This is a genomic window from Terriglobales bacterium (assembly GCA_035567895.1).
In the GTDB taxonomy this organism is placed as follows: Bacteria; Acidobacteriota; Terriglobia; order Terriglobales; family Acidobacteriaceae; genus Gp1-AA112.
In genome coordinates this window covers 1-13,468 of sequence record DATMPC010000082.1, presented here as the reverse complement: position 1 = coordinate 13,468, position 13,468 = coordinate 1, and the positions used below count along the sequence as shown (strand labels likewise).

Here is a 13,468-nt window from a genome sequence, read left to right as displayed (position 1 = left end):
CCCTTCTGTGATTCCTTACCGCACCAACGAACGTATATCCGCCACACCGGAAAGCAAAGCGAACTTGCTGGCTACAAAAGCGATCACGCAAATCGCCGCTGATATGGCTATCGCAGCGATACCCAATCGACGCGCTCCGCCAATGGGGAGAGGCTCAATCGGCTCAGGGGGCACGCCCCAGTCGGGTACGAGTGATCCACGAACACCGCGGATGTGCAGCATCTTCGCGCTGATCTTGTCGAGAAAATCCGACAGCTCTCCCGACCGATCACTCGTCAAGACGCCGCGATAACCCAGTAGGAGACAGAGATACATAACCTCAATTGTGTCTCCAACTTCTACCGAATCGATAGTTGAGAGAAGACCCTCGAGATCCCGGTAGAAGGCATCTGCCGGAGCCTCCGGAAAGAGTTCCTTCGTCAGCGGCGAAATCCACCAGCTGGAAAAAGCGGTGTTCTGCGAGATCGCGACTGTTTCATCCAGGAAGGCCATCACTGCGTGTCCGGCGATGTTCACATAGTCAGACTGATAACCGCTGCTCTCCGCCTCCTGCGTAGCCAGGCGATACGCTTCGCGCATGTGGGCGCGGAAGACATCTGGCTTAGGCGCAGACTGCCGATTAAAGCGAAGCCTCACGGTGGCGGTGAGAAGCTCCTGGAAGCAAAAAGCTAGGTTCGTCTTTCGCGCGCTGATTTGCTTGGCGGGCATTAGGATCTGCTCCTGAATATCCCCGTTGGTCCTAAGACTTTCTGCAAACTCAGGAAAGGAAGTGTGAATCGATCAACAATCTCGGAACAATGCTTCGGCGGATTAATGGGACCAGGTTCCGGGGACAATGTTCGCATCAAGAGCACCATCAAACCGCACCCGAGTTCTCTGGGACTCCCGCGACTTGCTCCTGATTTTGTTGACCTTTAGGCCAAACGGAAGAATGAACTAGCAGGTGTTATGGGAAACGAATCGTATGCACGAATGTCGCCAAAGTCAAGAAGAACATGTTTACTGAGCGCCTTTCTCGGGGTAAGCTAACTGCCTATCTCCGGAGACATCAGAATGGGCGAGCGCGAAGACGCAGAGCGGGAATTCGAACGAGTTTTTGGCAAAGCGCAGAAGAGTTCGGAGCAGGATGCCTCGTCGATACACGCCCCAACCCAGAAATTGCCGAGCGATTCAGACGTACTTGGTATCCGTACGGATTCGGATCGGTTTATTTTCAGGAATCCAATCCCTGAACGTCTGCCTATTGAACCTCTGCCTACACCGAAGGCTGCGAATAATTCCCCGAGTCCCGATAAGGGCGGCGATATTCCATCACAAGATGCGATGACGATCGCTCTGAACGTGAACGTCTTTGCGAATATTCCCAAGCCGGGTGAAGAGAGAAAGCCAGGCGATCTCGATAATGTCGCTTGGTCTGAAGCGACGCAACTCTTCGTGAGAAAGCCAGCAGCCGAAGGTTCGCCGACATCTGACGGTCCAATGTTTGCAATATCTCTTCCTAAAGAGGCACTCAAGCCTGGCACGCTGGCTCAAGGAGCAAAACAGAACGACGACTTTGCAAGCGTGTTTGGCTCAAACAGTGGAGCGTCCGGCACCGTGGAACCTGCACCCACAGCGAAGTTCACGCGTATCTTCCATGTGCAGGACTCAGTAACTCTGCCGCAATCCGCGGCGCCACCTTCGGGGCAGAATCCGACCGCACCGCCAATATCTATTCCACATCCAGCGGAAAATCCAGCTCCCGCAACACCTCCGGCGACTGGTCCAAGTGATTTCACCCGAATCGTAAAGGGATCAGAATTGCGCGCTCTGCAAGAGAAATTCGCCGCGGCTGTCCCTGCCAGCCCAAATCAGAATGCGTGGCCCGCACCACAACCGGCGGCGCCTTCGCTGCCCGCAGGAATGGCAACCCAGATATGGTCGGCAAGCTCCGCGCAGAGTCAGAGATCTGCAACTCAAACCATGCAGCCATGGGCCCCGCCTAATACCACTCTCCCACCGATGGCGAGACCACCTGACCTTCCGGTTGCGGAACCTTCGAAGTTGTCCCAGTACATGCCGTTGATCCTGGTGCTAAATCTGCTGTTTCTTTTGGCTATCCTTCTTATTGTGTTTTTCGCCGTCAAAAAGTAGATAGCCCCTTTCGCGATACGCACATTCCAGCATCGATCCTTCTGAGTAGCCGAGGTTCCCAGGCTTCTTTATCCAAACCGAATGCTCCGGAAGGAAGCAGAGCTGCTCCTCCAGCTCACGTGCGCAACTCCCCTCAGCGCACTCGGCAGCGCTCTATTGCATCTCTAGAGAGACAGACGAGACCAGTGTCTGCTGAGGATCTGAGGAGGAATTTCATGCGAAGAATCGCATCTCGTGTTGGACTCTGCGCCATGCTCTTGTTCAGTTTTGGAGCGTTCGCGCAATCGACGACGCTGCCGGCGGGCACTGAAGTGCACGTCCGCGTCGATCAAGACATCAATGCAAAGAGTGGAAATGTCTCTCCGGGCGCACAATTCCCCGGAACCATCTCTCGTGACATTACCAATGCTAACGGCAACGTTGTCATCCCGCGCGGTGCGCGCGCACAGCTTGCCGTGGCTCAAGCCAGCGACAAGCCCGATGACCTAACCCTTGATTTGCGTTCGATCGAAGTGAATGGGCGCACTTACCGGATGGACACCGAAGGCACTAGCGCCGCTGGCAGCACCAAGCGCGGCGGTTTGGGAATGAACAAGCGCACGGGTGCATATGTTGGCGGGGGCGCTCTGGCAGGTACGCTGCTCGGCGCGCTGGCTGGCGGCGGCAAAGGTGCTGCCATCGGCGCGATCGTAGGCGGGGCGGCGGGAGCCGGAGCGCAGGTATTGACTCGCGGCAAGGAACTCAATATCCCGGCGGAGACCGAATTGAACTACCGCCTGAATCAGTCTGTTCGGATGAATGGATACACCGGATATCAAGGCCACGGCCGCCAATTGCCGCAGGACAATCGCGACTATAACAATCAGCCGCAGGATAACAACAATCCACCGCGCGACTACAGCACCCCTCGTTAGAAAGGTGCTCTAAGACGGAATTTTCAGGGGCGGAAATCGCCCCTGACGTTTCTTGACTGCCCTCAACCCCTCTGCAAATAGTTCTAAGCCTGCTTCTTTCACAAAAGGCTGCGAACAAATTTGCCTTAATGGCTCCGTAGTTTTGTGCTACGCTTGCGCGCGTTTCCCCCTCCAACACACACTTCTATGAGTGCAATTCCTCAATTACAGCTAGAGACTTATCCCATTCGCTTCGGAACCGAACAGCATTTTTCGCGATTACGGGAGCTGCTTTCACAGATGGGATATGTGCAAGAAAACATGGAAGGCCATTTTCGCATGCATCATGTAGGGGAAGCCCAGTTTGAAGTGGAGGCGCGTGCAATTCAGGACTCGCCTTCATTTGCTGTGCTTGCCGGATTGTTTCTGCAAGGAAGGAGCTTCGATCAAGCAGAACTTCACGGCCTTTTGGGGCAGGAATTGGTGGATTTACTGGCAGATTTGGGGCTCGCAGGAGTGGAAAACGGGCGCTTCGCAGCGAATGTCGCAATGTATGCGACAACTGGTCTCTACATCGTCTCCGACCGCTGGTGTGGGATCGATGGAAAACCGTTTCAACCACCGCCCGACGTCGTATATCCGGCCATCCTGGGCACAACGCGCGGATTTCTGTCTTCAATTCCTTCAACGCCCTGCAAGAGATTCCTCGAACTCTGCGCCGGGACGGGCATCGCAGCTCTCTTAGCGACACGATACGGAGCTGAGCATGCCTGGGCGTTCGATATCGCCGCTCGCAGCGTGCATTTCGCAGAATTCAACCGCCGCCTGAATGGGATTCCGAACGTAACCAATGCCCAAGGTGATCTTTATTCCCCTGCAAAGGGTCGCAAATTCGACCGCATCGTGGCGCATCCTCCGTACGTTCCCGTATTGGAACCCAAGTACGTTTTCTACGACGGTGGGCAGGACGGCGAGCAAATTACACGCCGCATGGTGCAGGACTTGCCCAATTACCTCGAGGAAAAGGGCTTGTTTATCTGCGTTTCGCTGGGCACGGACCGCTTGAACGAACCCTTTGAGGAGCGAATCCGAAAGTGGTTAGGTGAAAAGTCCAGCGAATTCGACATCGGTTTATTTGTGCGTAGCGAGATGGAACCGGCTGTCCAGGCACTGAATGACGTTATTCGCGGGAAAGGCTCATTGGAGCAGGTGCAGCGCTGGAAGGAGGTCTTGAAGCTGCTGAAGATCGTCAGCTTCGTCTTCGGTGGCATGTTTATCTACCGCCACGGCGAAAATCGCGCTGGATTTACGACCCGACGCACCGCTGGAAAGAGCTTCGGACTAAAGGACATTGAATCAGTCCTGGAATGGGAGCGTACAGTAGCGCGAGGTCAGGATGTGGACATGCTTCGCACGGCGCGCTTAAAGGCATCTGAGTGCCGTTTGAACGCCGCTTATGTCCTCCGGGAGTGCAATTGGGCGCTGGAAAAGCAGCACCTGCTGATTGACGAGCCATTCAAGATGGAACTCGAGGCACCCGGTTGGACGCTCGAATTGCTCGCAGCGTGTGACGGTAGTCGGTCCGGCGAGGAACTGTTCGAGATGTTTAGGGTGAAGGAGATGTTCGAACCGGGGACATCATTCAGCCAGTTTGCAGAGATTCTCCGGCTGCTGGTCTCAGGTGGCTACGCAGCCATCCAGCAATAAGTAAGGTGTTGCTACGCATCCGGGCTACCGAGGCGAAGGTGGCGCCAGAAATTTGGCGTCTTGCAGAGCAAGCAGCGGCTTCTTGGCAACAAACCAAATCTGTTTCTTTTCCTTTAAAGAAACCTTAAGCGCATCGACGATTCGGCCGAACTCTGGATGGTTATGGTGCAATGAGAACAGTCCATCGTGCCCCTGAAAGCCAACCTCCAGCCGATTCTTTTGCCGGTTATCGACCAGATGCGAAACAATATCTGCTTCGGCACGCGAGAATTCGGTCACTTCGTGGCCTTTGAGCCCAACCCCCACTGGATGTTTTCTCTCCAAGCTTCTTTCGGCAAGCTTCAGATAATAAGGATAATCGGAGTTGCTGCTCGGTAGATTCGCCGACTCGTTCTGTTCGAAACGAATCACAGATCCAGAATCGGTCTTCTGAATTCCAACAACGATGACCAGCTTTATCATCGCCAACATCAAATCCGGCATCATGAGGCTCCGTTAACTAAGGACCGCGAGTACCTTCATAGCGTTTGTATTCTTCCATGGTCTCTTTGGCGTTCTCGTCTGCACCCTCAGGCGGATCGCTTGATGGCCAATATCCCGAACCACCGCGAGACGGAATGGGAGGTTCTCCTGGGGCCGTTTGCTTCACATATGGATGATCGTGTTGGGCGTCCTTCCACTCTTCTATCGTAACTGGATGGTCGAACATCGAGGGATCGACAACCATATCCTGCATCGTGCCGTCTTCATTCTCCACTGGAATGGTTGGCGCCACGTGATAGCCCCACTCAACCTTGCCATCTGGATGGTTCGGAGTGTCGACCCATAATGGATCATTCGCCGGATCGCTGGAAAATGTCCACACCTTCCCCGGTTTGAGACCCATATTCTGCATGCGCTGTACCATAAGATGAGCGCGCGCGTAACAACCGTCCACCGGAAACTTGAACGCGATGTCTGGCTCCCCGGCCATGAGCGCAAAGACTAACGGTGCCGAAACCGCTGGAATTGGGGCCGAAGGAGGTCCGCCGCCGGCCTCACCAATGATCACAGTCGGGCAGCCGAGGATGATTATTCCACCGTGAGCTGTCATGTCGCCCATGCGAGCAGCGAGCAAATTCCCGATCAACACCGTTGGCGAGCCCTTCACAATCACATCTGGCGGACCAACACATGTGGCCATGTCGGTGACTCGAGCTGCCGGAAGCATGCCGATCAAGACAGTCGGAGCACAGGGTGGCAGAATTGGCCCACCGACGTGCGGCACTACGCCAGTCACCATCGGGCAAGTATGCATGTCGGTGACTCGTGCTGCTGGAGGCATAGATAATTCCCTTAGAGAGCTCCGCCCTTCGATCCGTCATCAGCGGTCTGCGGACCCTTTACATCCTTCGGAGCCTTCGGGTCCGACGGTGATGAACCACCACCCGAGCCTGCCGCGCCACCGCTGTTGATTAAAACCATTGTTCCCTGAATCGTGACTCCTGCCGGACTAATGCTGACGAAATTGCCGCCCACCTTGATCGTGAGCTGTACTCCTCCTTCAATCACGACGTTCAAATTGGACTTGAGATGGATCTCTTGTGCCGCTTCAAGCGCGTAACTCTGGTTGATTTTCTCGTGGCGATTGAGAGCCTGGACCGAAATCTTCCCCTTGACGTTTTCCTTGCGATCACCGTCGATAGCAAGAGAAAAGTCCTTTGAGACTTTCTCCATGTGCTCGCCGACTACGGTTCGCGAGGCATCTCCATCAATCTTCTCCATGTGGTCCTTCTTCACATGCTCGTGCTTTTCCCCGCCAATCGCCTGGAACTGTGAGGCGCCAACGATCAAGTGTTGGTTGCAGGCTACAAACTCGCGCATATCATGCTCGACGCGCTGATCCATGTCGCGTTCGGCATTCATAAATAATTGTTCGTGGTCCTTCTTGTCTTCGAATCGAAGCTCGTTAAAATTCTTGCTGGCGCCATCCTTTGAGCTGCGCGTGATGATGCCGCTGCGCGTGTAGTTGTCGGGCAGCTTATATGGCGGCATATTCGCAGGGTTGTAGACGGACCCGGTTATGATCGGACGATCGGGATCGCCTTCGAGAAACTCGATCACAACCTCCTGGCCGACGCGCGGCCAAAAGTGCGCTCCCCAGTTGGTGCCGGCCCAAGGTTGCGAAACACGCACCCAACACGAACAGGTCTCATCGTTATTCGGGTCCCGGTCCCAATGAAACTTCACCCGCACACGTCCAAACTTGTCGAGCCAACTGTCTTCACCCTTCTTAACCGTTACTGTCGCGGTCTGCGGCCCGGCGATGATGGGCTTCGGCGTAAAGCGCTTTGGCCGAATTGCGCTGCCATAGGCTCCCGCAAAAGGCATGCAGGCAAAACTATTGTGATAGGGATTGCCGGAAGTCTGGCCTCCGGAGATGTAATCGGGAGTCTGCGCGGCGGAAAAATTCACTGAGAGAAGAATAAAAGTGTCCATCGACAAACGGTCTGAAGGGTCGTCCCGCTTGAAGGTGCGGCCCGCACAGAAATTTCGACAAGTTGAACTCCCCCCATAGCTAAATCCGCCCTGCAGTTCTTCCTCAAAGCGGACTCTTACCAATTTCTCACCCTCCTGTTTCACCTTGTCCAAGCGATCCCCAGGTTTGTTGAAACGTGCTGTGAACTCGCCGGGATAGTCATACATCTCGAGGAAACCGTCCTTCTCAATCACCTCCAACGGGTCGGCGGGGAGTTCGAAATGATGATCTCTCATCACGTACTTGCCCGGCTTTAGATTCCAGGCGTGCTCCCAATCCGAGATCACGTCCTCGCGTTCACCGTAACCTTGATCTGGCTCGAACAGTATGGTGCTCTTACCGCTTATGGGAATAAAGGACGTTTGCGTGTCGCTGAATATCAGCTTGTGGCCCTGATCATCGTGCTCGAAGTAGTAACAGATGCCTTCCTGCTCCATGAGCCGCGAGACGAAATTGAAGTCGGTCTCGCGATATTGAACGCAGTAATCCAGCGGTAGATGACGATCGGGAGTCGTGGCGTCGTCGTACTTGACCACATCGCTAAAGGCGCCCTTATACTCCTCGAAGATCTTTTTGATGATCTCGGGGACGGTGAGGTCCTGAAAGATGCGGCATCCCGCGCGTTGCGTAAGCAGCCACATCCAAGGAACTACTTCCGCATGGTAGTGCCGAAAGCCACGGCCGCGATCTGCCCGCTCACCCCTTCCGCGAGCAATTCTTCTGATGATCCCGTTGAAATAGCGCACTCCGTCGCCGGTTTGCATGCTCACACTGACCGCTTTACCATTCAGGTCGAGCACGTCAACCTCGGGGAGCGCCTCGGCAAGAAGTTCCACTTTGAAACAGAAGAGGCTCGACACCGCCTCCGATCCGGAGAGACCGTTGATGACCAGCGCATCCGTCGAGTAAGGCCCCTTGAGTTGGGTCTTCACCTCGAGTAGACGCCCCTTCTGTTTCAGCTGTGGCGTTGCCATTTATCTCCCACTTACGCGGCAGGCTGCTCAGTTCGTGCTGGAACTTCCGCGGTCGAGACTTCGACACGTCCGCTTCCCCAGCTGTAAGTGAACTTGCCATCCGCTCCAATGCCAACTGTCACCGATTCGAGTTCAAGACCTTCCGCCATACGTCCCAGTAGCTCGCGCGAGATTTCCGGCAGCAGCGTATTGCTCAGGATATTGTCGATATTGCGCGCGCCGCTTTCGACTTCAGTGCACCGCTTCGCAATCTCGCTCACCAACGTGTCGTCGTACAGCAGGGCGACCGCATGATTCTCCTGCAAACGGCGCCTGATCTTGTCCAACTTCAACACGACGATGCGCTTGAGCGCTTCGTCCCGGACTGGGAAGTAAGGAACAATCATCATGCGCCCGAGGAATGCAGGTTTAAAAATCTTGTTCAGCTCCGGCTTGAGGGCTTGCACCAGTCCGTGGGATCCAGGCATGGTTTCGGGATCTGCGCAAAGCTTCATCAACGTGTCGGTGCACGCGTTCGTGGTGAGAAGAATGACGTTGTTTTTGAAGTCGATTTCCCTTCCCTCGCCATCTTCCATATTTCCCTTGTCGAACACCTGGTAGAAGAGCTCAAGAACGTCTGGATGGGCCTTCTCGACTTCATCAAGCAGCACTACGGAATACGGGCGGCGACGGACGGCTTCTGTGAGCACTCCGCCTTCGCCGTAACCGACATATCCCGGAGGCGATCCCTTGAGCGTCGAAACGGTATGCGCTTCCTGAAACTCCGACATATTGATTGTGATCAGGTTCCGTTCTCCGCCGTACAGCAGATCGGAAAGCGCCAAAGCGGTTTCCGTTTTGCCAACACCGCTTGGCCCTACGAGAAGGAACACGCCCACAGGTTTGCCGGGATCGTCGAGACTCGCGCGGCTGGTGATAATCCGCTGCGCTATGGAGTCGAGTGCGTGATTCTGTCCAATCACGCGAACCCCCAGTTGCTGGCTCAAATCGAGCACGGAACCGATCTCATCCCTCACCATCTTGCCGACCGGAATACCCGTCCAGCCGGAGATCACTTCGCTGACGGTTTGCGTATCGACGCAGACTCTCATCAACGGCTCGTCGCCTTGCAACGCTTCAAGTTCAGCTTCGAGTTTGGCTAGAGATTCCGTACTGACCTCTGGGTTAAGTGCCGGAGCCGCCGCTGCCCCGCCATCCTGTGCAACCGGCGCTGAAGCAACAGCTCCTTCAAGCTGAGTACGAATCTCGCGGATCTTTTGGACGAGATTTGTTTCCTTTTCCCAACGCGATTGCAGGGAATCCAGACGGGCGCTGACTTGCGTTCTTTCTTCAGCAATTGCGGCCAGGCGTTGCTGATGATCTGCGCCGACCGCTGTCTCGCGCTCGAGAATTCGTTGCTGCACCTCAAGATCATCCAGCCTCCGCACTGCGTCTTCGATCGCAGGAGGAGTAGCGTTTTGACCCAGGGCAAGCCGAGCACAGGCCGTGTCCAGCACGCTAACAGCTTTATCCGGAAGCTGCCGGCCGGCTAAATAACGATTTGACAGCTTTACCGTCGCGGTAACGGCTTCATCGAGAATCCGCAGATTGTGGTGCTTTTCCAGCGACGCGACGATGCCGCGCAGCATGGTTGAGCACTGATCTTCTTCCGGCTCCTCAACCTTCACTACCTGGAATCTGCGTGCGAGCGCCGCATCTTTTTCAAAATACTTCTTGTACTCGGACCACGTGGTCGCCGCGATGGTGCGCAACTCACCGCGCGCGAGGGCCGGTTTCAAGAGGTTGGCAGCGTCGTTCTGCCCAGCCTGCCCGCCAGCGCCAATCATAGTGTGGGCCTCGTCGATGAACAGAATGATCGGGCTCGGCGAGGACTTTACTTCTTCAATTAGCCCCTTCAAACGATTTTCAAATTCGCCCTTTACGCCCGCGCCGGCCTGCAGCAAGGCGAGATCGAGCGAATGAAGATTTACTTTTTTCAAGGGTGGCGGCACATCGCCTTTCGCCAAGCGTAGAGCAAAACCCTCGACAACGGCGGTCTTACCGACGCCGGCCTCGCCGGTAAGAATAGGGTTGTTCTGACGGCGGCGCATGAGAATGTCAATGATTTGCCTGATCTCACTATCGCGTCCCAGAACGGGATCGATCTTTCCCTTGCGAGCGTTCTCGGTGAGATTGGTGGTGTACTGATCGAGATGAGGAGTCTTTCCACCGCCGGCCGGCGCTCCCGGCGCAGCTTGAGCGATACCGCCATCAGCCGCGAGTGGCGAGGCCGTCTCGGATGACATTTGTGTCAGGGCAAAGAAATCCTTTCGCAGGCTCTCGAGATTGATCTTCTCGAACTCGCGCGGACTGATTTCGCGCATGAGCCGCGAGAGGTCGTCTTCACTGAGTAACGCCAGCAGCACGAAGCCGGAGCGGACCTGTCCTGCGCTGTAATTAAGCGAGCCAATGGTCCATCCTTCTGTGAGCGCGCGCAGAAGAGAAGGACTGATGGCCGGCGTGCGCGCATTACCCGACTTAAATTTGTCGATACTGCGGTTCAGGTCGGCCGTGAGCTTTGACTTATCGACGCCGAAGTGTTTCAACACCATCGGCACATCCGTGTCGGGCTTGTCGAGCAGCTTCAGCAAGAAGTGCTCAGGCTCAATGTCGTAGTGGGTGCGACTCAGGCAAAGTCCGGCAGCGGCTTCAAGTGTTCCGCGCGTCGAGTCGTTTAACCTGCCGATCAGCGACTTCAGATTGATGCTCATAGCTCAAGTCCTTTCAACTCAGTTGCAGCACGGCTTCCCCGGGATCGCGATCGAGTGGAACGTTCTTGATCCAGGTGGTCCAACCCAACAGAAGATTCGAATCCGCATCTCCGCTTAGCTCCAACCCCGGCGCTTCATTACGATCGAGGATAAGCTGAACCTCAAAATCGATTTCTGTCCCGCAATAGAACTTCAAAATAGAATCAAGAACTGCGTAGCCCTTCGATCCAGGGCGCGGCAAGAAATCGAGATAGCGCTCGCGGCTGAGTGGCCCGAGCTTCACTCGCACGGTGGACTGGGTATCCCATACTTCGTCGCCAACAACTGCTCCGTACCCAAGTTGCTCGGTCACTCGTTCAGCGTCTTTGAATTCGGTCTGATCCCGCGTAGCTAGAGGAACCCACTTGCCTACAAACTGCTCTACTTCAACGGGCACGTCGAAGTAGTCAGCCAAAAGCTGTTTCAGCGCCAGGGCCGAGCGCGGGTGCTGTCCCAATAACCCTGCGTAGAACATCAGCGACTCGTCGCCAACTTCCTGTCGCGCGGCCAATCCCTTCGTTCCCAATCCGACAAAACTCATGAGGAGAGGAGAAAGCGAGTCAGGTTCACGCCGCTCGTAGCGAACAAAGAAACGATATTTCTCCCACGCGCGATAGAAGAGCGAAATCAGGCGATGATTGAAGATGTCCAGGAAATCGCGGAATCCGTTGTCCTTCTTTTGGACGCGCTCGAGTATCAACTCGGTATATGGGGTTGGCATCACGCCCGATGGCGAACACAGGCCCATGAAATTGACCTTCATCTGCGCAGGCTCGTCTCTTCGCTCAGGCCAATCGAGTGACTGAATTTCGCTGGCAGGAAACGCTAGAGTCGGATTGGCCTGGAAGCGCACCGGTTCATTCGCGGGAGGAACAAACTCTCCCACCGCTCCGCGTTGCGGAAACGCGCGACGCAGCAACCGCACTGCCTGGAAGAAGGAAACGCTCCACGGCTTGGCGCGCAGTTGTTGCAGCGACTCATCGGAAAGTTCGGCCTGAATTTCTACATCAGGATCTGGTTTCCGGAGCGGGGTGGCCATTCGCGGATCGCCTCCTTTCTCTGCTTGCTCGAGGCAGTGAGCTGAGAAAAACTGTTCATGGAGACGTAGTGGCCAAGGAAGCGCTCGAGCACAGCGCAGAAAAGAAACACTCCTTCGCCTGCAAACTGAACTTCGTCGAACTCAACCTCGACGCGAGTGCCGCGCGCGAAACTCGCACCGCCTTCATCTGACGTGACCAGCGCATAATGGCGCCGGCTGTGAATGTCTGTAATGCTGCTGATCTGATTTCGCAGATACAGCGAGTCGGAGAAGTTATACAACCTGAGTATCTCCTGCAAGCCCTCTTTGCCCTGGTCCACGAGCGATAGGTAATTCAGCGAGAGGTGCGAGATCAACTGCCACAGCGTCGCTTTGCCGAGAGGCGGACGGTATGTTGGTGTTGGCCGGCGCAGAGCAAACACTTTCTTGACTGCGGAGAATCCTTCGAGGTTGAAGTCCCCTGCTCCGGAACTCTCTGTTTGCGATCCATTCTGAGCTGCGATAGGGAGTTTGGAAGGCAGGCTTCCATTCGTGCATGTGCATCTCGCCGTGATCGCAGCAGAGTCGAGGTGTAGCGGTTCCCCCGACAGATCGACCAGCGACAGGTACATTTCGCTGGGGGCGTCCTCGTGGAGTTCCGAGCCTTTGCGCACAGCGTGCCAATACTTTGCAGCTTCGCTCTCGCTTGCGCCATGCCGCAGTGCATAGAACGGCCGGAATTCGACCAGGCTGCGGGTGCGAGCGTCCTGGGCAGTTACCTCGTCGATCGAGTAGATTTCGGTTGTGCTCTGACGGTGCAAGTCCGCGATCACCTGATACTCGAACTTGCTTCCGTCCGCCCGAATCGGCTCGGCAACCTGCGAGAAGACATTGATGATTGGCGTGCAGCCTAGCTTAACCGTGCTTTGCGAAACCCCAAGCTCCAGCATCTGGTGACGCTCAGGCCGCTCGAAACGTGAAAACAGAAACGCCAGTTCGCACTTTGTTCCAAAACCTTGCTCGCGAAGAGTATTCAGCGATTGAAGATCGAAGAAATAGAACTTCTCGGGAAAGGTAAAGTACTCCTGCAACAGTCTAAATCCCAAAAAGGAACGGCCAGTGTAAGGAAGAACTCCTTCGTTCTCACCGAAGCCCACTTGCCGCAAGGGAGAAGGGCTACCGAGAGAGGAGTCGAAAAGAACTATCGGCTTGGAGTTCGGCTTCTCTGCATCCCGAGCGGTGATGGCGATGCAGTTATTGAAGAGCAATTCATATAACGAACCGACGATGTTGCTCTCGCCTGATAGGTAGAACCGCAGCGAGTTCAATTCGAGTTTCTGAAAGAACACATCCGGCATGCACTCCAAGTGCACGTTTAGAGCGGCGGTCGCGGTGCCTGTACCTGCGGGCTGAAACATCCCTTCGCTGGAGCGGAA

The 13,468-nt window shown here is 55.3% G+C and carries 10 protein-coding genes; 3 read left to right on the top strand and 7 right to left on the bottom strand.

The window, feature by feature from the left end; translation table 11 throughout:
* Positions 1 to 15: 15 nt before the first annotated feature.
* Complete coding sequence (locus VNX88_16225; GenBank protein ID HWY70216.1) at positions 16 to 708, bottom strand: DotU family type IV/VI secretion system protein; 693 nt, start codon at positions 706 to 708, stop codon at positions 16 to 18.
* Between the two features lie 345 nt (positions 709 to 1,053).
* Between VNX88_16225 and VNX88_16220 the strand changes: the two genes are divergently transcribed.
* The 3 genes from VNX88_16220 (at position 1,054) to VNX88_16210 (ending at position 4,733) form a co-directional block, all read left to right on the top strand.
* On the top strand, positions 1,054 to 2,133 hold the full coding sequence (locus VNX88_16220) for a hypothetical protein (GenBank protein ID HWY70215.1): 1,080 nt from the start codon (positions 1,054 to 1,056) through the stop codon (positions 2,131 to 2,133).
* A gap of 215 nt (positions 2,134 to 2,348) precedes the next feature.
* Positions 2,349 to 3,047, top strand: a complete 699-nt coding sequence (locus tag VNX88_16215; GenBank protein HWY70214.1) for a hypothetical protein — start codon at positions 2,349 to 2,351, stop codon at positions 3,045 to 3,047.
* Positions 3,048 to 3,233: 186 nt separating this feature from the next.
* Complete coding sequence (locus tag VNX88_16210; GenBank protein HWY70213.1) at positions 3,234 to 4,733, top strand: class I SAM-dependent methyltransferase; 1,500 nt, start codon at positions 3,234 to 3,236, stop codon at positions 4,731 to 4,733.
* 24 nt (positions 4,734 to 4,757) lie between these two features.
* Here the strand turns inward: VNX88_16210 and VNX88_16205 are convergent, their stop codons facing one another.
* The 6 genes from VNX88_16205 to tssF form a co-directional block, all read right to left on the bottom strand.
* Positions 4,758 to 5,219, bottom strand: coding sequence for a hypothetical protein (locus VNX88_16205; GenBank protein HWY70212.1), 462 nt, complete (start codon positions 5,217 to 5,219; stop codon positions 4,758 to 4,760).
* Positions 5,220 to 5,232: 13 nt separating this feature from the next.
* Positions 5,233 to 6,057, bottom strand: coding sequence for a protein-glutamine glutaminase family protein (locus tag VNX88_16200; GenBank protein ID HWY70211.1), 825 nt, complete (start codon positions 6,055 to 6,057; stop codon positions 5,233 to 5,235).
* An 11-nt stretch (positions 6,058 to 6,068) separates the two neighbouring features.
* Positions 6,069 to 8,225 (bottom strand): type VI secretion system tip protein TssI/VgrG, encoded by a 2,157-nt coding sequence (tssI, locus tag VNX88_16195; GenBank protein ID HWY70210.1) that lies wholly within the window; start codon positions 8,223 to 8,225, stop codon positions 6,069 to 6,071.
* A gap of 11 nt (positions 8,226 to 8,236) precedes the next feature.
* Positions 8,237 to 10,975, bottom strand: a complete 2,739-nt coding sequence (gene tssH / locus VNX88_16190) for a type VI secretion system ATPase TssH (GenBank protein HWY70209.1) — start codon at positions 10,973 to 10,975, stop codon at positions 8,237 to 8,239.
* Positions 10,976 to 10,988: 13 nt separating this feature from the next.
* Positions 10,989 to 12,053, bottom strand: coding sequence for a type VI secretion system baseplate subunit TssG (gene tssG, locus VNX88_16185; protein HWY70208.1), 1,065 nt, complete (start codon positions 12,051 to 12,053; stop codon positions 10,989 to 10,991).
* Positions 12,017 to 13,468: type VI secretion system baseplate subunit TssF (tssF, locus tag VNX88_16180; protein ID HWY70207.1), on the bottom strand; the 1,452-nt coding region annotated here is incomplete at its 5' end. The genes tssF and tssG, both read right to left, overlap by 37 nt.

Excerpts from the sequence above, each read along its gene's own strand:
- VNX88_16205 (HWY70212.1), bottom strand. The coding sequence starts at position 5,219 with ATGATGCCGGATTTGATGTTGGCGATGATAAAGCTGGTCATCGTTGTT.
- VNX88_16215 (HWY70214.1), top strand. The coding sequence starts at position 2,349 with ATGCGAAGAATCGCATCTCGTGTTGGACTCTGCGCCATGCTCTTGTTC.
- tssH (HWY70209.1), bottom strand. The coding sequence starts at position 10,975 with ATGAGCATCAATCTGAAGTCGCTGATCGGCAGGTTAAACGACTCGACG.
- tssG (HWY70208.1), bottom strand. The coding sequence starts at position 12,053 with ATGGCCACCCCGCTCCGGAAACCAGATCCTGATGTAGAAATTCAGGCC.
- VNX88_16200 (HWY70211.1), bottom strand. The coding sequence starts at position 6,057 with ATGCCTCCAGCAGCACGAGTCACCGACATGCATACTTGCCCGATGGTG.
- tssI (HWY70210.1), bottom strand. The coding sequence starts at position 8,225 with ATGGCAACGCCACAGCTGAAACAGAAGGGGCGTCTACTCGAGGTGAAG.
- VNX88_16225 (HWY70216.1), bottom strand. The coding sequence starts at position 708 with ATGCCCGCCAAGCAAATCAGCGCGCGAAAGACGAACCTAGCTTTTTGC.
- VNX88_16220 (HWY70215.1), top strand. The coding sequence starts at position 1,054 with ATGGGCGAGCGCGAAGACGCAGAGCGGGAATTCGAACGAGTTTTTGGC.
- VNX88_16210 (HWY70213.1), top strand. The coding sequence starts at position 3,234 with ATGAGTGCAATTCCTCAATTACAGCTAGAGACTTATCCCATTCGCTTC.